Origin of the sequence: Hymenobacter psoromatis, from assembly GCF_020012125.1 — a bacterium.
Classification (GTDB): Bacteria; Bacteroidota; Bacteroidia; order Cytophagales; family Hymenobacteraceae; genus Hymenobacter; species Hymenobacter psoromatis.
This window is the reverse complement of the sequence record NZ_JAIFAG010000001.1, coordinates 1,012,296-1,035,227: the sequence shown is the minus strand read 5'-3', so window position 1 is coordinate 1,035,227 and position 22,932 is coordinate 1,012,296. Positions and strand designations below refer to the sequence as shown.

Here is a 22,932-nt window from a genome sequence, read left to right as displayed (position 1 = left end):
GGTTCATGGTTCATTCATTAACTTCCTGATTTCTACGTTCTATGCGCGCCCTGTTTCTCTTCTTACTGGCCCTGGCCGCGCCGCTGGCCGGCTGGGCACAAGCCCGCCACCCTACCCCCCCCGCCTCCGCGCAAGCTCCTATCACCCTTACGCCTGGCAATATGAAGCTGCAAGCTGGCGGCGGAGCCGAAAACCGCCCCGACCACGCCCCCGAGTTTCCGGGCGGCGAGGAGGCGATGGGTAAGTTTTTTGCCCAAAACGTAAAAATACCAGTTAAGGCAAAGCAGGCCCGCATAACCGGCGATGTGCTCGTGACGGCCACCTTGGGCACCGATGGTAAGCTCATTAACCCGGTCATCGCCAAAGGCTTATCACCCGAGTGCAACGCCGAGGCCCTGCGCGTGGTGCAGGCCCTACCCCCCTGGCAGCCCGCCACCCGGCGCGGCGTGCCGGTGCCCGTGCTGGTGCAAGTGCCCGTGCCGTTCAACAACGCGGGCGTGACGCAGTTTGAGAATGACCGCAAAGTGCCCCGCTCGGCGAAGGATGCGCCGGGGCTGAATTGAGGGATTAACTATTGAATTAGAACTAGCCAAAAAGAACGGTCATGCTGACGAAGGAAGCATCTCACTCGCTTCGTTACAGCGGCGCGAATGAAGCGAGCGAGATGCTTCCTTCGTCAGCATGACCGTTCTTTTTGAAGCTAATTATCCTTGACTAAGAGCGCAGCTTCTAAAGCAATTTCCGCCTTTATCCGTTTATAAATAAGCCCGCCGGCCCAACGCCGGCCCCGATTAAATTATGGCCCGTAGCGGAATGAATACCGGCGGCGACCTCATGGCCGACCTGCCCAAAGCAAAAGTTAACAAAGAATCGCTGAAGCGGAGCCTGCGGATTTTCCGGTTTGTGCTACCCTATCGGGCCAAGTTTATTGTGGGCCTGCTGATGCTGGTGCTGAGTAGCAGCACATTTATGGCATTTCCGTGGGTAGCGGGCAAGCTTGTGGACGCGGCCAACCACAAAGCGGTAACGCTGCCCGGTGGCATGACACTTAGCATCAATCGCATTGCGCTGCTACTCTTTACAGTTATCGTATTTCAGGGCTTTTTCTCGTTCGGGCGCATCTGGTTTTTCACACAGGTGAGCGAGTACACGGTGCGCGATATTCGGCGGGCGCTCTACGCCAAATTCGTGCAGTTACCCATTCCGTTTTTTGAGCAAAACCGCGTGGGGGCCATCACGTCGCGCATTACTTCGGACGTGGCGCAGATACAGGATACGTTTTCGCTGACGCTGGCCGAGCTGTTTCGGCAAGTGTTCACGCTGCTGGGCGGCATCACGTTTATCATGCTGGTGTCGGTAAAATTATCGCTGTTTATGCTGGTTACGTTTCCGCCCATCGTGGCGGCGGCGGGGCTGTTTGGGCGCAAAATCCGCACCCTGGCCCGCACTACGCAGCAGGAGCTGGCACATACCAACACCATCGTGGAGGAAACCTTGCAGGCCATTAATTCGGTAAAAGCGTTTACCAACGAGCAGTTTGAGACCCGGCGCTACACGGTGGGGCTTGACAAAGTAGTGCGGGCGGCGCTGCAAAGCAATTTGTACCGCGGTGGCTTCGTGTCGTTCGTGATTATCGGACTATTTGGGGGCATTATTTTGGTGCTGTGGCGGGGTGCTACCCTCGTATATACGCCTGGTCCCGGCCACCTCGAAGTTGGACAGTTGGTATCGTTTATTATTTACACGGCTTTCATTGGCGCGTCGGTGGCGGGCCTCGGCGAGATGTACGGCAAGGTACAAAGCACGCTGGGCGCAAGCGAGCGCATCCTAGAAATATTGGACGAAACGCCCGAGCCGACCCACCAGGAGCCAGCCCTCGGCCGGGTGGCGACCCAGTTGCACGGTGATATTCGCTACGAGCATGTGGCCTTCCGCTACCCCACCCGGCCCGACATTGCGGTGCTGCAAGACATTAACTTTCACATCGCGGCGGGCGAAAAAATCGCGCTCGTCGGTCCCAGCGGCGCGGGCAAAAGCACTATTGCCGGCCTGCTGATGCAGTTCTACCCACTCAGCGGCGGCCGCATCCTGATAGACGGCCACGACGTGCGCGACTACGACCTCACGGCCCTGCGCCGCCACATCGGCATCGTGCCGCAGGAAACGCTACTCTTCGGCGGCAGCATCCGCGACAACATCGCCTATGGCAAGCCGGGCGCTACCGATGATGAAATCATCGAAGCTGCCACGCGCGCCAACGCCTGGCAGTTCATCTCGCTCTTCCCCGAGGGCCTGGATACGGTAGTTGGCGACCGCGGCATCAAGCTTTCGGGCGGGCAGCGGCAGCGGGTGGCCATCGCCCGCGCCATCCTCAAAGACCCGGCGGTTCTCATCCTCGACGAAGCCACATCGTCCTTGGACAGTGAGAGCGAAAAAATGGTGCAGGGCGCGCTCGACGAGCTGATGCAGAACCGCACCAGCCTCATTATTGCCCACCGCCTCAGTACCATCCGCAAGGTCGATAAAATCCTGGTCATCGACGGCGGCCGCATCGTGGAAGCGGGCACGCACGAGGAATTGAGCGACCGCGAAGGCGGACTGTATGCTAATTTATTGCGGTTGCAGTTTGAGCTGGCGTAATTTGTCGACTCAACTTCCATGTTTATGCAACCAATAGTTATTGCTGCGTTCCCGCTAACTTATGCCGAATATCGAAAGCTAAGCTTCGCTGAGTATCGGGCCAGACATCCGGCTATCTACGTAAGCTTGCCTATTATTCTGCTTATTACACTGATATTTCTCGCTCTTATAGTGGTGGATGCAGGTTTTGCAGCAGTAGATTGGCAAAGTGCACGTCCCTTATTGCTAATATCAGGAGCTATTTTATTGATTTGGATTGCCACTTGGTACAGCCTGCGGCGAAATTACAGCCAGAGCAACACTATAAAAGATGGAATAGCGTACCGCTTGGACGAACAAGGAATAGCTCCAGATGGCGACCGGGAATTAACATTGTGGAGCAATATTGAGAAAACGGCCACGTCATCTGGTCAATGGATTTTGTTGCGTCAGGCGAATTATCATTCAAAAGAAATTTATTTTCTAAATTCAACGAGCGTTGTGCCGCCAGCTACTCGCGCTGATTTTCATGCCCTTTTGAAGTACAAACGCATTAAACCTCTTTGAATTCGCACTGTAATATTAACCCAATGTCTGCCTCCCAGCTCTCCGAAGAAATCGCTTCCCTACCCCCCGAACTGCAAGCCGAGGTACAGGACTTTGTAAGTTTCTTAAAAACGGAGATTCATAAGGAACAACCGCCGCTAAAAGAGCGGCAGTTTGGGGCAGGTAAGGGTTAGATTATCATGGCCGACGACTTTGATGAGCCGCTAAAGGATTTTGAGGAATGTGTGTGATTTCTATTTGACGCACACCGCCAAAATCTGCGCTCAATACCCGTATTTCTCCTGCCACCACTCGCGCAGCCGCTCGCGGATTTTAATTTCCGCCGCATTATCGCCCGGCTCGTAAAAACGGGTGCCGCTGAGCGCGTCGGGCATAAATTCCTGGCTTTCAAAATTCCCTACCCCGTTGTGCGAGTACTGATACGCTTGGCCGTAACCTAGCTCCTGGAGCAGCTTGGTAGGGGCGTTGCGCAGAGGCACCGGCACGGGGTGCACGCCCTGGGCGCGCACCTGGGCCTGAGCCGCCCGAATGGCGGTGTAGGCGGCGTTGCTCTTGGGCGAAGTAGCGAGATAAATAACCGTTTGAGAAAGAACTAAATCCGACTCCGGCAGGCCGATAACGGTACAGGCCTGGAAGCAGCTTTGGGCCAGCAGCAGGGCGTTGGGGTTGGCATTGCCGATGTCTTCGGAGGAGAGAATGAGCAGGCGGCGGGCGATGAACTTGATGTCTTCGCCGCCTTCGAGCATCACGGCCAGGTAGTAGAGCGCGGCGTTGGGGTCGGAGCCGCGGATGCTCTTGATGAAGGCCGAAATCACGTCGTAGTGCATCTCGCCGCCCTTGTCGTAGCGCGCCAGGGGACGCTGGGCGGTGCGCTGCACGGCCTCGTCGCTGAGGCGCACGCGGCCGGTGGCGGGGTCGGGTGGGGTGCTTTGCACCACCAGCTCCAGCAGGCCCAGCAGCTTGCGGGCATCGCCGCCGCTGAGGGCCAGCAGGGCGTGGTCTTCCACCACGTCCACCGGAATTACGCGCAGCAGCTCGTCCTCGGCCAGCGCCCGGCGCACGATATCGCGCAGCGTATCGGCCGGCAATGCCTCCAGCGTGTACACCTGACAGCGCGAGAGCAAGGCCGGAATTACCTCGAACGACGGGTTTTCGGTGGTGGCCCCGATGAGGGTGACTACCCCCTGCTCCACGGCTCCGAGCAGGGCATCCTGCTGGGCTTTGCTAAAGCGGTGAATCTCATCAATAAAGAGCACTGTGCCGGACTGCTTGCGCGCTCGCTCAATTACTTCACGCACGTCTTTCACCCCCGCGCTGATGGCCGAGAGCATAGTAAACGGCCGCTTTAGCTCCTCAGCCAGCAGCAGGGCCAGGGTGGTTTTGCCCACGCCCGGCGGCCCCCACAAAATAAGGGAGGGTAGGCGGCCGGCGGCCAGGTAGCGACTCAGCACGCCGCTTTCGCCCAGCAAATGCGTCTGGCCGGCGTAATCTTGCAGCCGGCGCGGGCGGCGGCGCTCGGCCAGCGGCGGGGGGGTAGGGATATCGAAGAGGGAAGGCATTTTTTTATTATTCGTTTTTGTTACTCGTTATTCGTCTGTCGTTGCTGGCTGAACAATCGTGGGTAGCGCCCGCTTTGCTCGGCTGGCGCAATGGCAGAAACTGCTCACCTGGCCTCAGCTGTCAGACCGAGGTCGGCTAACGAAAAACAACCAACAAAAAACGAAAAATGTCTTCCCAGCGCGTTCACGCGGCCCTTTTTCTCGTTGCCCTCATCTACGCGGCCAATTATTCCTTAGCCAAGGACGTGATGCCGCATTTTATGACCCCGTTCGGCATCGTAACGCTGCGCGTGCTGGGAGCTTCCACGTTTTTTGCGCTCGTCAAATATTTCGTGGCCCCGCACGAAAAAATTACCGGCTGGGCCGATAACCGGCGGTCTATTCTCTGCGGCATTTTCGGCATTGGGACCAACCAGCTACTGTTTTTTGCGGGGCTGAATTATACGTCGCCCATCAGCGCCTCGCTGCTACAAACCATTGCGCCCATCGTGGTCGTCATCGCCTCGGCCGTGCTGCTGCACGAGCGTATTACGTTGCCGCGGGTGCTGGGCATTGGGGTAGGCGCGGCGGGGGCGGCCACGCTCATTCTGAGCCGCGACGCGCGGGCGGCCGTGTATCCGCACGCCACGCTGGGCAATATCTTTATTCTGGCCAATGCCACCGTATTTGGCCTGTACCTGGTCATGGTGCAGCCGCTGATGCGCAAGTATCACGCCTTCACGGTCTTGGCGCGGGTGTTTCTAGTGGGAGCCATCATCGCAGTGCCTTTCGGCTGGCGCGAGGCCTGGCACACCAATTACGCCAGCTTCCCGCTGAAAATTTGGTTGGAAGTGGGCTACATGGTAGTTTTTCTCACCATTATTGCTTACTTATTAAATAATTGGGCTTTGAAATACGCCTCGCCGGCCTTGCTGGGCGTGTATATTTATTTGCAGCCGGTGCTGGCCGTGCTCATCGCCGTGGCCCTGGGCAAGGACCATCTCAGCTGGAGCAAAGCCGGGCAGGCAGTACTTATCTTCCTGGGGGTGTGGTTGGTAAGCAAGAAGACGCGGCCCGCGCCAATACCGGCCGAGATGTTAGCGGAGTGAAACAGCTGCGGGTCGCGAAGCCTTTCACGGTTTAATAAAACCTTGCTTGCGGCCGGTAGTTAGCAAGGCTCCATCCTTGCTCGCACTTCGCAATGAATTTTACTGGTAAGAATATCCTGGTGGTCGGCGCTTCGTCGGGTATCGGGCTGGCTACGGCTCAGCTGCTGCACGTCGACGGGGCCACGCTTTACACCGCCTCGCGCCACCTGCCGGCCGAGCTGGCGGCCCTCTCGCCCACCCACTTTACCTACGATGCGACGCAGCCCGTGGGCACGGCCCTGGATGGGCTGCCCGAGGTGCTGCACGGCCTGGTATACTGCCCCGGCTCCATCAAGCTGCGGCCCTTCGAGCGGGTACCGGTCGAGGATTTTCAGGCCGATTTTGAGTTGAACGTGCTCGGCGCAGTGCGGGTGCTGCAAGCTTGCGTTAAGCGCCTCAAGAAGGCCGAGGGCGGGGGTAGCGTGGTGCTGTTCAGCACGGTAGCGGCGGCAGTGGGCATGAGCTTCCACACTAGCATTGCCACCGCCAAAGCGGCCCTGGAGGGCCTGACCCGTGCCCTGGCCGCCGAGTACGCTGCCAGCGGCTTGCGCGTCAACTGCCTGGCGCCCAGCCTCACCGATACGCCGCTGGCCGCAGCCCTGCTCAACACGCCCGAAAAAGCCGAGGCCGGGGCCAAGCGCCACCCTTTGCAGCGCGTGGGCCAGCCTACCGACCTAGCTAATATGGCTGCTTTCCTGCTCTCCGACCAGACCACGTTTATTACCGGCCAGGTCTTGGCCGTGGACGGCGGCATGGGTAAGTTGAAGTAGTTTAGTAAATAATATAGAGGATGGTCATGCTGAGCTTGCCGAAGCATCTCTACCGCGCCGTTCGGGTTCGTCCAATGGAGCGGTAGAGATGTTTCAACAAGCTCAGCATGACCGTCCTTTTAAGCAACTCAAAACATGAAAATCACCATCTTCTGGCACCGGCGCGACCTGCGCTTTCAGGACAACGCGGGGCTGGCGGCGGCGTTGCAAAGCGGGCACCCGGTGCTGCCGCTGTTCATTTACGACCAGACCATTCTGGAAAAATTACCAAAAAATGATGCTCGGCTCACCTTTATTTTCGACCAGGTGGAGCGGCTGGCCCATGAGGCCCACGAGGTGGGTGGCGGCCTGCTGGCCCGCTACGGGCGCACCCCCGACGTGTTCCGGCAGCTGCTGAAGGACTACGACGTGGCCGCCGTGTATACCAACGAGGACTACGAGCCCTACGCCACCGAGCGCGACCAAGCCATCGCGCAATTGCTGGAAAAGGAAAAAGTGACGCTCAATACCTTCAAGGACCAGGTGATTTTTGCCAAAGACGAGGTGATGACCAAGAATGGCAAGCCACACAAGGTTTTCGGGGCGTATTCTAAAACCTGGAAAGCACAGCTGAAGCCCAATAGCTTCGCGCCGCACCCGTCGAAAGACCTGCTTAAAAAGGAGAATCTAGCCCGGCCCAAAAGTGGCGATGCCAGCCGCCCTACCCTGGCTAGCATGGGCTTTGGGCGGCACGAGCAACCTACGCCGCCCGTGCGCCTGCCCGATGTGCCGGTGGTGAAGAGCTACGCTGAAAAGCGCGACTTCCCGGCCAATAACCGCGGCACTACCCACCGCTCGGTGCATTTACGCTTTGGTACGCTCAGCATTCGCCAGCTCATGGCGCAGGCTGAGGAGCTGAACGAGAAGCTGCTGAACGAGATGATTTGGCGGGATTTCTTTATGATGCTGCTGTGGCACTTTCCCAATACCGCCACCGAAGCCTACGACCCTAAGATGCGCCACCTACCCTACCGCGACGACCCGGAGCAGTACCGCGCCTGGTGCGAGGGCCGCACCGGCTACCCCCTCGTGGATGCCGGCATGCGGCAACTCAATGAAACCGGCTACATGCACAACCGGGCGCGCATTGCAGCGGCGGGCTTTTTCGTGAAGCAGTTGTTCATGGACTGGACGGTGGGCGAACACTACTTTTCCGAGAAGCTCATCGACTACGACATGAGCAACAACATCGGCAACTGGCAGTGGATGGCCGGCACCGGCGCGGTGGCCGCGCCCTGGTTTCGGATATACAGCCCCGACAGCCAGCAGAAGCAGTACGACCCCGAATTCGCCTACGCCAAGCAATGGCTGCCCGAGTTCGGCACCGACGCCTACCCCGCTCCCATCGTGGACCACAGGTTTGGCCGCGAGCGGGCGTTGGACCTGATTCGGAAGGGTAGGAAGTAGCGCCGGTCCGCTCGCGCAATAGTCATTTTAAGCTGGCCCGCGTAAGCTCTGGTAGCTTACCTCTTTATCTCCTTTTCCATCATGTTAGCCGTTGGTACCCAAGCCCCCGATTTTGAGCTGAGTGCTGGCCCCAACCAGACCCTGAAGCTGCGTGAACTGCAAGGCAAAAAAGTCATTCTGGCTTTTTATCCCGCCGACTGGAGCCCCGTGTGCAGCGACCAAATGGCGCTCTACAACCAAACGCTGAAGCTATTTGACCGGCACAACGCGCAGTTGCTGGGCTTGTCGGTAGATAGCCTATGGTGCCACAAAGCTTTCAGCGACAACCGGAAGCTACATTTTCCATTATTAGCCGATTTTGAGCCCAAAGGCGCGGTAGCCCGCCAATACGACGCTTATGATGAGCAGACTGGGGTTGCCAAGCGGGCTTTATTCGTGCTCAATGAGCAGGGAATTATCCGGTGGAGTTACCTGTCGCCCAACGAGGTGAACCCAGGTGCGGACGGTATTCTGGAAGCACTCGAAAAGCTGGATGCGTAGCGATTCAAATACGCCGTGCCGGGCTCTGAGAATCTGGCCAGTTGTGAGTTAAGAATTTCTTCGTTAATAATTTTCAGTTATGAGCGCACACTTGCAACCTGCTATCGGCGACCAGGACCACCGCCAGGGTCCGGCCAAAGCTCCCCTTCAGTTGGTGGAGTATGGCGACTACCAGTGCAGCTATTGCGGCCAAGCTTATCCGGCCGTGCGGGCCGCTCAGCAGGCCCTGGGCAACAAACTGGAATTTGTATTTCGCAATTTTCCGCTTACTGAAGTGCATCCTCACGCGCAGCAAGCCGCGCTGGCGGCCGAGGCAGCAGCCAAGCAACACAAATTCTGGGAGATGCACGACGCGCTATATGAGCATCAAAACCAGCTCGATGAACAGCACCTTATTGGTTTCGCCCGGCAGCTAGGGCTTGATATAGAGAAGTTTACTCAGGATATGCAGAACCCGACTATGGCTGGCAAGGTAGAAAGCGATTTTGAGAGCGGGGTGCGGAGTGGGGTCAATGGTACTCCTTCGTTCTTCCTGAATGGTCAAAAATTTGATGGTGAATGGCAAGGCCAGGGCCTAACGGAATTCTTGCAAAGCCAATTGACTTAACAAACTTCCACGCTCAAATTTGCTGTGGCGACTACGCAGCAAATGCTTGGCTCAAAGCCAAACAGTATTACGTGCATCGAATAGCGAAAATGCCGAACCACGCCCGCCCCGCGACGGTTATACCCGCATGGAAGCATCCGACCTCAAAGCCGCCTACCTCGACTATCTGCGCCGCCAAGGCCACGCGCCCAAAACCGTTTTTGTCTTCGCCGATGCGCAAGGCATTTCGGAGGCCGAATTTTACCGCCACTTCGCCTCCTTCGTGGCAATGGACCGCGAAATATGGGCCGATTTTGGCCGCAACGCGCTGAGCCAGGCCAGCCAGGAGCCGACCTGGGCAGGCTACGGTGCCCGCGAAAAGCTGCTGGCTTTTTACTACACGCTGCTCGAAATCATGAAGAACAACCGCAGCTACGCCATCTTGGCGCTGGGCCGCTCGCAGCGCTTCCGGCCAGCCGTAATTCCGAAGGTGCTGGACAAGTTTGAGATGGAATTCAAGCACTTCGTAGCCGACTTGCTGCGCGAGGGCCGTGCTACCGGCGAGGTAGCCAGCCGGCCCATGCTGGAAGATGGCTACGGCCGCATTTTTCTGCGTCAACTACAATTCATCCTGCTCTTTTTCGTGCGCGACCAGTCAACCAATTTCGAGCGCACCGACGCGGCCGTGGAAAAAGCCGTGACGCTGAGTTTCGATTTAGTGGGTAGGAATACATTGGATTCGGCCTTCGATTTTGGGCGGTTTCTACTGCACAAGCATTCGTAAACCTCTTTTTATAGAGAAATTGTAAAGAACGGTCATACTGAGTTTGTCGAAGCATCTCTACTGCATAAGTAATTCCTGACGCTGGAGTTAATTACGCGGTAGAGATGCTTCGACAAACTCAGCATGACCGTTCTGTTTTTCAAGCTTTTACTACCTCCAAAAAATGTCTGACCAACCTCAGGAATCACTGCCGACATCCAAGGTGGCGCGGGCCGCCCGCTTCGCCAAAACTGGCTTCAAGGTGGGGGCCAACTACGTGCAGTACTACGCCAAGCGCGCCGTGGGGGTCGACTCGCCCACCGCCGACTTGCACCAGGCCAACGCGGAGGAGCTATACGGCACGCTGAGCGAGATGAAGGGCTCGGTACTGAAGGTGGCCCAGATGCTGGCGATGGAAAAAAACCTGCTGCCGCCGGCCTACGCCGAGCAGTTCCGGCAGGCGCAGTACCAGACGCCACCGCTGTCGGGGCCGCTGGTAGTCAAGGCGTTCCGCGACGCGTTTGGGCACTCGCCCGGCGAGGTGTTTGATGAGTTTGACCCGCAGGCGCGGCAGGCAGCCAGTATTGGGCAGGTGCATTTTGCCCGTAAAATGGGGAAGCCGCTGGCCGTGAAGGTGCAATACCCAGGGGTTGGCGCGAGCATTCGTTCCGACATTGCGATGGTGAAGCCGGTGGCCCTGCGCATCATGGGCCTCAAGGAGGAAACCCTGCGCCCCTACATCGCCGAAGTGGAGGCGCGCCTGCTGGAAGAGACTGACTATAAGCTGGAACTGAGCCGTGGCCAGTCCGTGGCGGCCAAGTGCGGCCACCTGCCGCACCTGCAATTCCCGACCTACTACCCCGCCCTCTCGGCCGCGCGCATCCTCACGATGGACTGGCTGCCCGGCCAGCACCTAAAGGAATTTATGGCTCAAAACCCCAGCCAGGAGGTGCGTAACCAGCTGGGCCAGGCGCTGTGGGATTTTTACCAGTACCAGCTGCGCACCCTGCGCCAGCTGCACGCCGACCCGCACCCCGGCAATTTCCTGTTCAGCCTCACCGACGGCGGCACGGTGGGCGTGCTCGATTTTGGCTGCGTGAAGGACGTGCCGGAGCGGGAACAGCAGCAGTTCCTGAGCCTGCTGGCCCCCGAAACCCTGGACGACCCCGCCCGCCTCGAACTACTGCTGACCGAGGCCGGCGTACTGCGCCCCACCGACCCGCCCGCCCTGCGCCAGATGTATCTGCGTACCCTCACGCAGTCGCTGAGCTTGGTGGGCCGCCCCTTCCGCGAGCCGGTTTTCAACTTCGGCGACCCTACCTACCTTAAAAGCCTGTACGCACTCGGCGACGACCTGATGCAGGACGACGACCTGCGCCAGCAGCGCGAACCCCGTGGCTCAGCCCACTTTGTGTACCTCAATCGGACCTACGTGGGGCTATTCTCGCTGCTCACCGATTTGGGTGCGGTGGTGCAAACAGCCTAGTGAGGGAGGCAATGACAGACGGCTTCTGCATAATTTCCCTCCCGCCTACCTCACTTCCAGCACTACCACCGACTTGGGGGGTAGGGCAACGGCTAGCTTGTCGCCGCGCTTTTTGGCTCCTTTAAAATCGGCCAGCTTAACGTTATCGGGCTTCTCAAACGAGTTGTAATCGTTGACTTTCGCCGAGGTCAGCACGCGGCCGGTCACCGTTTTCCAGCTCACGCCGGGCAGGGCGGTTTCCAGGGTCAGGGTCTGGTGAGGGTCGAGGTTGACGAGCGACAAGTGCACTACCCCCTGCTTATCCTTGGAGGCCGAGGCGTTGAGGGCCGGGATTTTTTCGCCGTTCAGCACGTAGTCGGGGCTGCTGAATTCGAGGGGTAGGAACTCCGCGTCCTGGTGCACCTGGTAGAGGTCGAAGACGTGGTAGGTGGGCGTGAGCAGCATCTTTTCCTTGTCGGTGAGCACGAGGGCTTGCAGCACGTTCACGGCCTGGGCCAGGTTGGCCCCGCGCACGCGGTCGCAGTGGTTGTTGAAAATATTGAGGGTAGTGCCCGCCACCAGCGCGTCGCGCAGCGTGTTTTGCTGGTACAGAAAGCCGGGGTTGGTGCCAGGCTCCACATCGGTCCATACGCCCCACTCATCCACGAGCAGCGCCACCTTCTTCTCCTTGTCGTACTGGTCCATAATGGCGCTGTGCTTGGTCACTATCGCGTCCATTTTCAAGCAGTTGCGCAGGGTGCTGAAGTACTGCGCCTCGTCGAAGCCCGTGGCCGGACCCTTGTGGCTCCAGTCGCCAGTGGGCAGCGTGTAGTAGTGCAGCGTGAGGCCCCACATGCGGCCGGGGCCGATGTTTTTCATGCACGTTTCGGTCCAGTGGGCATCGTCGGCGTTGGCCCCGCTCACGATGCGCTTGAGCGCAGTGCCGGGGTAGTCGTGGGCGAAGGTGGCGTAGCGCCGGTACACATCGGAGTAATATTCGGGCGTCATGTTGCCGCCGCAGCCCCAGCTCTCGTTGCCGATGCCCCACCAGCTTACTTTATAGGGTGCGGGGTGGCCGTTGGCGCGTCGCTCCCGCACCAGGGGCGTGTCCTCGTCGGAGTTGAGGTATTCCATCCAGCCCGCCATTTCCTGCACTGTGCCGCTGCCCACGTTGGCGGCCAGGTAGGGCTCGGTGCCGAGCAGGCCGCACAGCTCCAAAAATTCGTGGGTACCGAAGCTATTGTCTTCCAACGTATTACCCCACCACAGATTCAGCATTTTGGGGCGCTGGGCGGCCGGCCCTACCCCATCATGCCAGTGGTACGTATCGGCAAAGCAGCCGCCCGGCCAGCGCAGGTTAGGCACGTGAATCTTCTGGAGCGCCCGCACAATGTCGAGCCGCAGGCGGCCCTGCTTGGGCACGTCCAGGCTGGGGTCAACCCAAAAGCCGCCGTAGATGCAACGCCCCAAGTGCTCGGCAAACTGTCCCTGAATATGCTTGCTAATGAGCAGCTTGGGGTCGCCGGGCCGCACGGTGAGCTGCACGGTTTGGGCCGGAGCCAGCAGCGGAGTCAGCGCAAGTGCAGCGGCAAGCACGCAAGAATAAGTCAGCTTCATGAGCGGGGAAAATCTGGGGTGGGAAAAGCGGGAGAGCTGCATGCCGCCGCAATATTGCACAATCGATTGTGCTTATCATTACTTCCCTACCCCTTTATTTTGAATGCATACGCCAGGCCCGCCGCGGGCTGGGCGGGCAGGCGCAACAGCAGCCCCTGCGCCGTGCGCTCGAAGGCCACCGGGCCGTGGCCCAGCAGCTCAACCTGGCGCACCGGCTGCGGGCGCAAAGGGTTGCCCGCGGCCAGCGCCGTGATGAGCAGCTGCCCCTCGGCGGGCCAGCCGAGCGCCGTGGCGTAGAGCACGTCGCCCTTGGTGGCGAAGCGGATATCCCGCGCCTCAAAAGCCAAGCCTTTACCCTCATTAAAGCCCTGGGCGCTAAGCTGGGCGGCCTGGGCTTGGGCGGGGCCTTCGCCGAACACTTGCCAGGGCCGGGTGCCGTAGATGCTCTCGCCGTTGACCGCCATCCAGGCCGTAATGCTCTCCACAATGGCCAGCTCGTCGGTGTCGATGGTACCGTTGCCGCGCACGGGCACACTCAGCAGCAGATTGCCGTTCTTGCTCACCACGTCCACCAGGGTGTGCACCACGGTTTGGGCGCTTTTGTAGCCGTGCTGCTCAAAAATGCGGCGGTCGTAGTGCCACTGGCCCAGGCAAGTGTCGGTTTGCCAAGGCAGGGGCTCCAGCCGGTTGCTTTGGCCGCGCTCCACATCCCAGACCAGGCAGCGGCGCTGCTGCTCATTCAGGATTTTACCGGTCACCACGGCCTCCAGCTGGCCGCCGTGGCGCTGGCGGTTGGTGTTGTAGTAATGGGCCGCCACGCGCAGGCCCACGTCGCTAACGGGCCACAGCGGCAGGGCGGTATCATCAAAATACACCAAATCGGGTTCGTATTTGTCGAGCAGCTCCACGGTGCGCTGGTAAAATTTCTCGCAGTAGGCGCGGTCTGGCCGGCTCGCCCCGTCGCCCCAGTCCCACTGCCGCGGACTGGCTCCGGGCGTTTGGGCGGCGCTCGGCGCGTGGTTTTGGGCGTACAGGGCCTGGGGGTCGTAGCCCTGCCACCACTGGCCCCGGCCGGCGGCGGCGGTTAGGCGGCCGTCGTAGGGCACGCCGGCGAGCGGGCCGGTTTTGTCGGCCTGCCGGGCCGTTTCGTACCACGTCCAGGCGTGGGCGGCGTGCACGCTCACCCCAAAGCGCAGGCCATGCTTTTTGGCCGCCTTGGCCCAGCCACCGATAATGTCCTGGCGCGGCCCCAGGCGCGTCGAGTTCCAGGGCTGGTGCGTGCTCTGGTAGAGGTCGAAGTTGTCGTGATGATTGGCCAGGGCCACGAAATACTTAGCCCCGGCCCGCCGGTAGAGGTCCACGAGCTGGTCGGGGTTCCAGCTTTCGGCCTTCCACTCGTTTATAACGTCTTTGAAGCCGAATTTCGACGGGTGGCCATACTTCGCCACGTGAAATTTATAGTCGTCGCTCCCCTCCTCGTACAGCAATCGGCCGTACCAGTCGCCGTGTTCGGGCTGGCACTGCGGCCCCCAGTGCGCCCAAATGCCAAATTTGGCATCCCGAAACCAGTCGGGCACCTGGTACTGAGCCAGCGATTCCCAGGTGGGCGCAAAAGGAGTAGGAGCGCTAGCCAGACGCAGGCTACGGCTGGCCAGCGCCCCCGGCAGCCAGGCGGCCGGCGCGGCCAAGGCCATGTTCTTCAACAGATTACGGCGGTTCATGGGCGGGAAAGTGATGGATGAGTAGCAGAGACGGGCGAATAGCTCGCGCAAGTAACGCCGCAGTAGTTAGTCGGCACGGGCGCTAGTTACGGCCTGCTATTCCAAATGCTACTCTGTGGGCTTCTGGCCGGGCTGGGTGGCGCGCGCCGGGGTAGTGAAGCCCGAAAAGCGGCGACCAACGGAGGGCCTTTGTTCTGGCGATTGGGGGTAGGGCCTGCTTCGCCTAAACCTATAGTCCGCCAAGAGGTTAATGCGGAGATAATCCTTCAGCTTTTTTTCATGAAAAAACTATTCCTTCTGCTGGCCGCCGCCTGCACTATCGGCTCAGCAACTGCCCAAACCTCGATGAGCTGCTGCGTGCGCCCGGCCACGGCCAGCGCCACCGAAGCCTTCGCCATGCTGGCCACCGATAAGGACTTCTCGGGCGGCCATGACGCGCCCCTACCCTACTCGTATGAAGGTGATGGCCAAATGATTACTTTCAAAACCAGTGACGGCCAGGCCGGCCACGGCTTTGAAATCAAAAGCGCTAAGCCCAGCAACAAATATTTGTTCGTCATCCACGAGTGGTGGGGTCTGAACGACTACATTAAGAAGGAAGCCGCCAAGTACGCCGAGGAGCTGCCGGGCGTCAACGTCATCGCCCTCGACCTCTACGACGGCCAGGTGGCCACTACCCCCGAAGAAGCCGGCAAGCTGATGCAGGGCGTGAAAACCGACCGCGCCACGGCCATCATCAAAGGGGCGGAAGCCTACGCCGGCCCCAAGGCTGAACTAGCCAGCATCGGCTGGTGCTTCGGCGGTGGCTGGAGCCTGCAAGCCGCCCTACTCGGCGGCAAGCAAACTGTGGGCTGCGTGATGTACTACGGAATGCCCGAGAAGGACGTCGCCAAGCTCAAAACGCTGAATTCAGACGTGCTGGGCCTGTTTGCTGAGCAAGACAAGTGGATTAACCCTGAAGTGGTGGGCCAATTTGAGAAAGATATGGCCGCCGCTGGCAAGAAGGTAACCGTGAAAGAATACCCCGCCGACCACGCCTTCGCCAACCCTTCCAACCCCAAGTACAACCAGCCCCTGGCCGCCGACGCGCATCAGAAAGCCTTGGCTTACCTCAAAGCCCGCCTGAAAGCGTAGCCCTACCCCACCCCGCGCCACCAAGCGCCCGCTACCGGCTAGTAGCGGGCGCTTGTTTTTTTAGCGCATGAGTAGCCTGCGCGGAACCCCTCACTTACTAGCCATATTTTCTACACAATAATCTAACAGTCAGCCCGCTTGCCGCAGGGCCGGCACCCGCGTCGCGAACGCCGCGCCCCGGCCTTCGGCCGCCGTAGCCGCGCCCAGCGGAGGTAGAGCCAGGGCTTGGCGCTGGGTTTTTATCAACTCGGGGCGCAGCTGCCGCACGGCCAGCAGCAGGTCGGCCCAGCTTTCGGCCACGTAGTAGATTTCGGGGCCGACGGCCATCGGGCTCGCGTCGGTAGCGGGGGGTAGGGCGAGCGTGCGCAGCGCGGTGGCCAGCGGCTGCCGGGCGGCTGGCTCGGCGGCGGCGGCCGCGTGCAGGTGCCGGGCCGAAGTCAGCAGCGTGGCCCCGTAGAGCTGTGGCCGCCCGCCGCCCGCGGGGGCCAGCAGCCCACGCTCGAAAGTGGCCTGGGTGAAGCGGCGCAGCAGCGCAGTGGCCGTCGGCGTGGTGGCCAGCTCTCCGGCGTGGCCCAGCTCGTGCAGGGCCTCGGCGTAGCCGGGTTCCAGCAGCAGCGGCACCCGCCCGAAGAGGTCGGTAAACAGGTCGGCCCCGCCCGACGGCTGGTCGAACTCGATAAAGCCGCGCAGCCTGGACACGATGGGCAGCTCGCGCCGGGCCAGGGCGGCGCAGTAAGTAGCCTCGCTCACGGGCGCGCCGGTGGGCAGCAGCGTCCAGCCGGTGCGCCGGTGCACCAGCTGCCCGATGGCGGCGAGGGGGGGTAGGGCATCGCGGCGCAGGCCCAGCTCGGCCAACGCCGACCCAAATGCCGGCCCCACCCAGCGGTGCAGCAGCGCCTGCTGGCGGTCAAATAGCATCTTCCAGACTACCCCCGAGGCGGGCGCGGCGGGGTGGTGGGGGCGGGCGAGCAGGTGGAGTGACATAATTTCTGGAAAAGAGATAACGGGAAAATAACAAAAAAAAGCCCGAATCCAGAGGACCTGGAATCGGGCTGATAAACGTAGCGGGGCGGGGGGAGCGGCAGCATGGTTAGTTGCTGATTTCCCGTGGCGGCCAGCCGTGCAGCACGATTCCGAGGCCCGGTTTGGGTCGGTTATTCAGGCACATAATGACTAGCTGGCGATGGCTCATAGAGTGGCAAATATACACGCTTTCTGTAAGCTCGCAAAAAAATTTGGCGTTATTAAAAAACCTCCTACCCCCGGTCCAACCAGTGAGTAAGCTGAACGCTTATTCGGCCAGCAGCCAGCGATAGGCGGGACCAAACTCGCGCCGCCAGAACCATTCGGCGTGGCGACCGTCGGCGGGGGCGCGCAGGCGCAGGTGGCTTGCAGGCACGCCGCGCGCCAGCAGCTCGTTGCGGGCGGCGGCCATGAGCGGCAGCATGGTTTCGCTTTCGGCCGGGCCGGCCACGAAGTAGAAGCGGCTAGCCGGCGCGGCCGGCCGGCGGCGCTCGTAAGCCAGCAGCGAGTCTTTGGCAAACCAGATGGCCGGCGAAAACACCCCTACCCGCCCAAACACAGCCGGGTACTTCAGCCCCGCGTAGAGCGCAATGAGCCCGCCCATGCTGGAGCCCGCAATGGCCGTGTGCGCCGCATCGGGCCGGGTGCGGTAGTGCGCATCAATGTATGGCTTGAGGGTAAGCGCCAGAAAATCAACGTACTGCTCGCCCTCGCCACCCTTCTTATACTCCGCATTTGCCCAGGGCGAGTACTCGTCGAGGCGGCGCTCGCCGCCGTTGTCCACGGCCACCACGATGCCGGGTACTGGCCGCTGGCCGGTGGCGGCCAGGCGGTTCAGGGTTTCGTCCACGCCCCACTCGCCCGCGAAGGCCGTGGCGTCGTCAAATACGTTCTGGCCATCTTGCAGATACAGCACGGGGTAGCGCTGGTGGCCGCGGGCGTAGCCCGGCGGCAGGTATAGCCATACCCGGCGCGCCCGCCCGCCCAGCTGCGGCAGCCGAAACGAGTCGCTGATTATTTGCACGTTAGCGGCCCGCGTGGAAGGCCGAGCGGCGGGCGCGCCGCCGGGACGCTGGTCCTCCCAGCCCGCCACTTGCAGGGTGAGCGTGGCGGGCGCGCCGAAATCGGCATGGCGGTTGGCCAGGGGCTGGAAATGAGCATCAGCCTCGGCAGTGGCCCACGAGCCGCGGGTAAACTTGAACTCCTGCGGCCCCAGCACGGTGGCCGGCAGCGTCAGCTGGTAGCTGCCATCGGGCTGGCGGGACAGGGCGTAGCTGGCCGCGCCGGGCTGCCAGTTATTGAATGAGCCAGCCACGTACACCGGGCCGGCCGGCGTGGCGGGGGGTAGGCCCGGCAGGCGCAGCGTGGTTTGGGCCAGGGCCGAGCCGGCCAGCAGCAGGCCCAGCAGCGGCATTAGGCAGCGGCTTTTCATTTAAAAATAAAGCGGGAAGATAATTAGCCCTACCGGATAATATCGCCGCTGCCCGCACCCCGCTCCGAGACGTCAATCTTGCGCAACGTATAAATGGCCCGCACCGAGTCGATACCCGGCAAGGCATTGACGCTGAAATCGATGCGCGAGCCTTTTTTCTGCGGACCACTTACAAAGTGGCGGTAGTCTTCGGCCGACTCGCGCACCACGTACAGGTCACCGGGGCCAGGCACCTTGAGGCGGGCGTAGGTACTACGGCCGTCGGGGGCGGGGCGGCGCTTCTCGCTGCTAGCCAGTTGGCTCACGCCCGTGAGACGGTACTTCTCGGCATCAGCCGTGGTTTTGGGCGGGTCGTAGTTGCCCAGGCCGTCGATAAATACCTCACGGCGGGCCACTAGCTCTTCGAGGGGCATGGTTTTAAGCAGGGGTAGGCTTTTTTCGGCCATTAGCAGCTGCTGCACCGCGTTAGCGGGGGCTGCCTGCTGGTAGAACACCAGCACCGGGTCCTTCAGTTTTATCTTACTGATAATGAGGGGGGCCTTGCCTTCCTCGTCGGAGCTATCCACGCGCTTGGCCACTTCAATGGGGGCCGGGGGCGCGGCAGTGCGGGTACCGGGCTTGCCTTTGGCCGCCGCGCTGCCGGGCCGGCCGGGAGCCGGCCGCCGGGTTTGCGCCTGAGCTGGCAACGAGCCGCTTAGTAGTAAGACACTCAAGCTCAGCGATAGCAGACAGGATACTAGTTTCATAATAGGAGGACGATATCAGCCAAAAGTACGGCGAACGTACCGTAGCAGGCGAGTAAGCCTGTAGGACTTGAGTGACCGTTTCAAAATGCAAAAGCTGACTGCTCGAGCCGGACACTTAGGCACGCGCTTTATGCCGCTCTAAAAACGAGCTAAGTGTTCGATAAACTTGTTTAAAGAGCCACCTTACCCCAATTTTATGGGTTCTGGCCCCTGGCCCAACTGTGGGTGCCACGCCGGCGGCGGGCGTCCGGTAGTTGGGCTCGCTACCCTAACCGAATGAGTGCTAATTATTCGGTCATAATTGGTTTAAATTACTGAAAAATAACATGTTAATAGACATAAGGTAATGTGAGCGTTTCCTAAATTAATTTTTAACCTTCATTCGGCTTTCATAGCTGTTGCCTCTTCCTCTTCTGGCCAGACCGGGCGCTACTAACAAACGGACGTTAGTACGAGCCGCCGTCGCCCAGCAGTCAAGAGTTTTTAGTTTGCCCGTAGGCCTTAGCTGACTTATCTTGTTGTGAATTTCAACGTTTTTTTATAATCCTACCCTATTCTGTCTGCAATCGATTGCGGAGACTTTCTTTCTTCCGAAACATTTCTCACCGCTCGGTGAAGCCCGTTTTTTTGGTTTTCTGTACTTGTGCAGAAAACCTTAAAAGAAGCCTGCTGGCTTGTATTTATTTCACTTTTCCCCACCCGTTTCTATTTCTTATGAAACACCACTACTTGGCGAAGCTACGGTTTCTCCTTTTGCTCACTTTCGGCCTCACTGCTTCGCTCGGAGCCTGGGCCCAAGCGGGTGCCGGCTCGATTAGCGGCCGCGTAACGGATACCAAAAATGAAGGACTACCCGGCGTAACCGTTCTGGTAGAAGGCACCTCGGTTGGTGGCTCGACCAACGCTGATGGCACCTACACCATCGGCGGCGTGCCGGCCGGGCCGCACACGCTGGTTATCTCGTTTATCGGCTACGCCACGGCGCGGGTGCCGGTGACGGTAGCGGCCGGTAAAACGACCACTCTGGCCCCGCAGGCGCTCGGCGAGAACGCGACGGCCCTGGGCGAGGCCGTGGTAGTGGGCTATGGTACCGCGCGCAAGCAGGATGTAACCGGAGCCGTAACTACCGTTACGGACAAGGATTTTGTGCAGGGCCAGATTACTAACCCCGAGCAACTTGTGCAGGGCAAGGTAGCCGGCGTGCAGATTACGACCGATGGTGGCGCCCCTGGCGCGGCCACCCAGATTCGTATTCGCGGCGGCTCGTCGCTGAATGCCAACAACGACCCGCTTATCGTTATCGACGGCGTGCCGGTTGATAACAGCCAGGGGTCAACCGCCACTTCTGGAGGGGTAGCGGGAGCTTCCAACCCGCTTAGCCTTATTAACCCAAATGACATCGCCACCTTCACGGTACTTAAAGACGCCTCGGCCACGGCCATCTACGGCTCGCGCGCCTCGAACGGGGTTATTCTTATTACCACCAAGAAAGGCCTGGCCGGCGACGCGATATCAGTAAATGTTAACTCGCAGACCACGGTTTCCAAGCGCTACAATTCGTTGCCGGTACTATCGGCCGATGAGTTTCGAGCTACCGTGCAGCAGGTGGCGCCCGCGAAAGTAAACCTGCTGGGCAATGCCAACACCAACTGGCAGGACCAGATTTTTCGCACGGCCATGACGTATGACAATAACGTTAGCCTGTCTGGCTCGATTGGCCGGAACCTACCCTTCCGCGTCTCCTACGGCAACCTAAATCAGCAAGGCATCTTGATTACGAACAAGCTAGTGCGTAACACTGGTTCGCTTAGTCTAACCCCCGTGCTGCTCGACAACCACCTGCGGGTGACGCTGAACGTAAAAGGTTCGGTAACGGATAACAATTTTGCTAACACTGGGGCCATTGGTTCGGCCGCCATTTTTGACCCGACGCAGCCGGTATACTCGGGCAATTCGGCCTACGGGGGCTACTACGAGTATGTGCAAGACCCCACTAACCCCGCCAGTGCCCCCCAGCAGTTAGCCGTGAAAAACCCGGTGGCCTCGCTGCAACTGACTCGCGACCGCAGCACGGTACTGCGTAGCATCGGCAACGTGCAGCTCGATTACAAGCTCCACTTCCTGCCCGACCTGCACGCCAACCTGAACCTGGGTTACGACATTACGCACAGTAATGGCGCTAATAACCAGAGTATTAACCTGGCCGACGACTACTACAACGTGCCGTATGACCCTACCAACCTGGTTAACCGGGGCGGCTCGTACACGCTTTACCAGCAGGACCGCCACAACAAACTGCTGGAATTCTACCTCAACTATTCCAAGCAGTTTGGCGACCATCGGATAGAGGTGCTGGGCGGCTACTCATATCAGGATTTTCTGACCACTTCGCCAAACTACGCCAGCTACCTGGGGCAGGATGGCAACTATTCCCCTACAGGATTGGCGCAGCAGGTTATTCGGGCTCCGGCCAACGTTAATCCTTTCCGCACGCAGTATACTATTGTTTCATTCTACGGACGCCTCAATTACAACTTTAAAGACCGCTACCTGGTAACTGGTACGTTGCGTAGCGACCAGACCTCGCGCTTCCCCGGCCAGAAGCCCCTGTTTCCGGCTGCTTCGGTAGCCTGGCGCGTGAAGGGCGAAGACTTCCTGAAGGACAATACGACGGTATCGGAGCTGAAGCTACGCGTAGGCTACGGCCGCACGGGCCAGCAGGACGTGTATGGCATCGCGGGTGACTACCCGACCATCCAGCGCTACGCCCTCAACAACCTACAGGCGCAGTACCTGCTGGGTGGCATTCCTTATGACCCTTACTCCCCGCAGGGCTTCAACAACCAGTTGAAGTGGGAAACAACTGCCACCTACAACGCGGGCTTGGATGTCGGCTTTCTAGATGGTCGCCTGACGGCCTCGGTTGATGCCTACTACCGCAAGACGACCGACCTGTTGAACGGCATCTACCTGCCGAGCCTCACCAACTTTACTAACTTCTACGTCTTCAACGTGGGCTCGCTCGAAAACCGGGGAGTAGAGTTGAATATCAACCTTAACCCCGTGCGCACGACCAATTTCCGCTGGGATATCAACTTGAACGCGACATACAACAAAAACAAGATTCTATCGCTTGGGCCGCAGCAGCCGGGCTTCGTGGGCGTGGAAAACAATGGCATCGGGGGTGGTACAGGTACTAATATTGGCATCTTCTCCGTGGGCCAGCCTTCTTCGGCTTTCTACGTCTACAAGCAAGTGTACGACACCAACGGCAAGCCGTTGAACGACGTGTACGCTGACTTGAACGGGGACGGCAAAATCGACGCCAACGACCGCTACGTCTATAAGCAGTCGGCCCCACCAGTGCTGTTGGGCTTTAGCTCCAACATGACCTATAAGCAGTTGAGCTTGGCCTTCACTCTCCGCGCCAACCTGGGCAATTATGTGTATAACAACATTCAGTCGCAGTATGGCAACTACCAGGGTATCAACGCCAATGGCTCATATCTGCTGAATGTAACCCAGGACGCGAACTACACGCAGTTCCCCAACACGACTCAGAATAGGTATTCATCAGACTACTACATCCAGAACGCCTCCTTCCTGCGTATGCAGAATGCTACTCTGGGGTATAATGTAGGTAAAGTCTTTAGCAACAAGGGGAATCTTACCTTGAGCTTCGCCGTTCAAAACGTATTTCTGGTTACAAAATACACGGGCTTGGACCCCGAAATTCCGAGCGGGATTGATAATAATACCTACCCGCGCCCCCGCACCTTCACATTTGGTTTGAACCTAGGCATTTAAGACTTATCTC

19 protein-coding genes are annotated in these 22,932 nt (G+C 59.5%); 13 read left to right on the top strand and 6 right to left on the bottom strand.

The window, feature by feature from the left end; genetic code table 11:
- Window positions 1–41 precede the first annotated feature (41 nt).
- The 4 genes from LC531_RS04380 to LC531_RS04365 all read left to right on the top strand — a co-directional run bounded on the left by LC531_RS04380 (window position 42) and on the right by LC531_RS04365 (window position 3,359).
- Entirely contained in the window at window positions 42–563 is a 522-nt protein-coding gene (locus LC531_RS04380) for a TonB family protein (RefSeq protein WP_223649106.1), read from the top strand.
- A 235-nt stretch (window positions 564–798) separates the two neighbouring features.
- A complete protein-coding gene (locus LC531_RS04375) occupies window positions 799–2,640 on the top strand; it encodes an ABC transporter ATP-binding protein (RefSeq protein WP_223649105.1) in 1,842 nt (613 codons plus the stop codon).
- Window positions 2,641–2,664: 24 nt separating this feature from the next.
- Complete coding sequence (locus LC531_RS04370; RefSeq protein ID WP_223649104.1) at window positions 2,665–3,186, top strand: hypothetical protein; 522 nt, start codon at window positions 2,665–2,667, stop codon at window positions 3,184–3,186.
- A 23-nt stretch (window positions 3,187–3,209) separates the two neighbouring features.
- On the top strand, window positions 3,210–3,359 hold the full coding sequence (locus LC531_RS04365; protein ID WP_223649103.1) for a DUF2281 domain-containing protein: 150 nt from the start codon (window positions 3,210–3,212) through the stop codon (window positions 3,357–3,359).
- 90 nt (window positions 3,360–3,449) lie between these two features.
- On the opposite strand, the gene LC531_RS04360 is transcribed toward LC531_RS04365, so the two are convergent.
- On the bottom strand, window positions 3,450–4,745 hold the full coding sequence (locus tag LC531_RS04360; protein WP_223649102.1) for a replication-associated recombination protein A: 1,296 nt from the start codon (window positions 4,743–4,745) through the stop codon (window positions 3,450–3,452).
- 167 nt (window positions 4,746–4,912) lie between these two features.
- Here LC531_RS04360 and LC531_RS04355 point away from each other — a divergent pair, with 167 nt between their 5' ends.
- From LC531_RS04355 to LC531_RS04325, 7 genes are all read left to right on the top strand, one after another.
- Window positions 4,913–5,833, top strand: a complete 921-nt coding sequence (locus LC531_RS04355) for a DMT family transporter (protein ID WP_223649101.1) — start codon at window positions 4,913–4,915, stop codon at window positions 5,831–5,833.
- A gap of 92 nt (window positions 5,834–5,925) precedes the next feature.
- On the top strand, window positions 5,926–6,642 hold the full coding sequence (locus LC531_RS04350; RefSeq protein WP_223649100.1) for an SDR family NAD(P)-dependent oxidoreductase: 717 nt from the start codon (window positions 5,926–5,928) through the stop codon (window positions 6,640–6,642).
- Between the two features lie 135 nt (window positions 6,643–6,777).
- Complete coding sequence (locus tag LC531_RS04345) at window positions 6,778–8,088, top strand: cryptochrome/photolyase family protein (RefSeq protein WP_223649099.1); 1,311 nt, start codon at window positions 6,778–6,780, stop codon at window positions 8,086–8,088.
- Between the two features lie 81 nt (window positions 8,089–8,169).
- Window positions 8,170–8,628, top strand: a complete 459-nt coding sequence (locus LC531_RS04340) for a redoxin domain-containing protein (protein WP_223649098.1) — start codon at window positions 8,170–8,172, stop codon at window positions 8,626–8,628.
- A 79-nt stretch (window positions 8,629–8,707) separates the two neighbouring features.
- Window positions 8,708–9,235, top strand: a complete 528-nt coding sequence (locus tag LC531_RS04335) for a DsbA family protein (RefSeq protein ID WP_223649097.1) — start codon at window positions 8,708–8,710, stop codon at window positions 9,233–9,235.
- A 127-nt stretch (window positions 9,236–9,362) separates the two neighbouring features.
- On the top strand, window positions 9,363–9,998 hold the full coding sequence (locus LC531_RS04330) for a TetR family transcriptional regulator C-terminal domain-containing protein (RefSeq protein ID WP_223649096.1): 636 nt from the start codon (window positions 9,363–9,365) through the stop codon (window positions 9,996–9,998).
- Window positions 9,999–10,161: 163 nt separating this feature from the next.
- Window positions 10,162–11,463, top strand: a complete 1,302-nt coding sequence (locus tag LC531_RS04325; RefSeq protein WP_223649095.1) for an ABC1 kinase family protein — start codon at window positions 10,162–10,164, stop codon at window positions 11,461–11,463.
- 45 nt (window positions 11,464–11,508) lie between these two features.
- Here LC531_RS04325 and LC531_RS04320 read toward each other — a convergent pair whose 3' ends face one another.
- Together LC531_RS04320 and LC531_RS04315 are read right to left on the bottom strand one after the other, a co-directional pair.
- A complete protein-coding gene (locus LC531_RS04320) occupies window positions 11,509–13,059 on the bottom strand; it encodes an alpha-N-arabinofuranosidase (RefSeq protein ID WP_223649094.1) in 1,551 nt (516 codons plus the stop codon).
- Window positions 13,060–13,145: 86 nt separating this feature from the next.
- On the bottom strand, window positions 13,146–14,780 hold the full coding sequence (locus tag LC531_RS04315) for an alpha-L-fucosidase (RefSeq protein WP_223649093.1): 1,635 nt from the start codon (window positions 14,778–14,780) through the stop codon (window positions 13,146–13,148).
- A gap of 279 nt (window positions 14,781–15,059) precedes the next feature.
- Between LC531_RS04315 and LC531_RS04310 the strand changes: the two genes are divergently transcribed.
- Entirely contained in the window at window positions 15,060–15,914 is an 855-nt protein-coding gene (locus tag LC531_RS04310) for a dienelactone hydrolase family protein (RefSeq protein ID WP_223649092.1), read from the top strand.
- Window positions 15,915–16,043: 129 nt separating this feature from the next.
- Here the strand turns inward: LC531_RS04310 and LC531_RS04305 are convergent, their stop codons facing one another.
- The 3 genes from LC531_RS04305 to LC531_RS04295 all read right to left on the bottom strand — a co-directional run bounded on the left by LC531_RS04305 (window position 16,044) and on the right by LC531_RS04295 (window position 19,115).
- A complete protein-coding gene (locus tag LC531_RS04305) occupies window positions 16,044–16,898 on the bottom strand; it encodes a hypothetical protein (RefSeq protein WP_223649091.1) in 855 nt (284 codons plus the stop codon).
- Window positions 16,899–17,205: 307 nt separating this feature from the next.
- The gene (locus LC531_RS04300) at window positions 17,206–18,369 is read right to left on the bottom strand and encodes an alpha/beta hydrolase-fold protein (protein ID WP_223649090.1); all 1,164 of its coding nucleotides are present in this window, start codon (window positions 18,367–18,369) and stop codon (window positions 17,206–17,208) included.
- A gap of 29 nt (window positions 18,370–18,398) precedes the next feature.
- Window positions 18,399–19,115: a hypothetical protein gene (locus tag LC531_RS04295; RefSeq protein ID WP_223649089.1), complete on the bottom strand. Its 717-nt coding sequence runs from the start codon at window positions 19,113–19,115 to the stop codon at window positions 18,399–18,401.
- A 714-nt stretch (window positions 19,116–19,829) separates the two neighbouring features.
- Between LC531_RS04295 and LC531_RS04290 the strand changes: the two genes are divergently transcribed.
- The gene (locus LC531_RS04290) at window positions 19,830–22,922 is read left to right on the top strand and encodes a SusC/RagA family TonB-linked outer membrane protein (RefSeq protein ID WP_223649088.1); all 3,093 of its coding nucleotides are present in this window, start codon (window positions 19,830–19,832) and stop codon (window positions 22,920–22,922) included.
- Window positions 22,923–22,932: the final 10 nt, after the last annotated feature.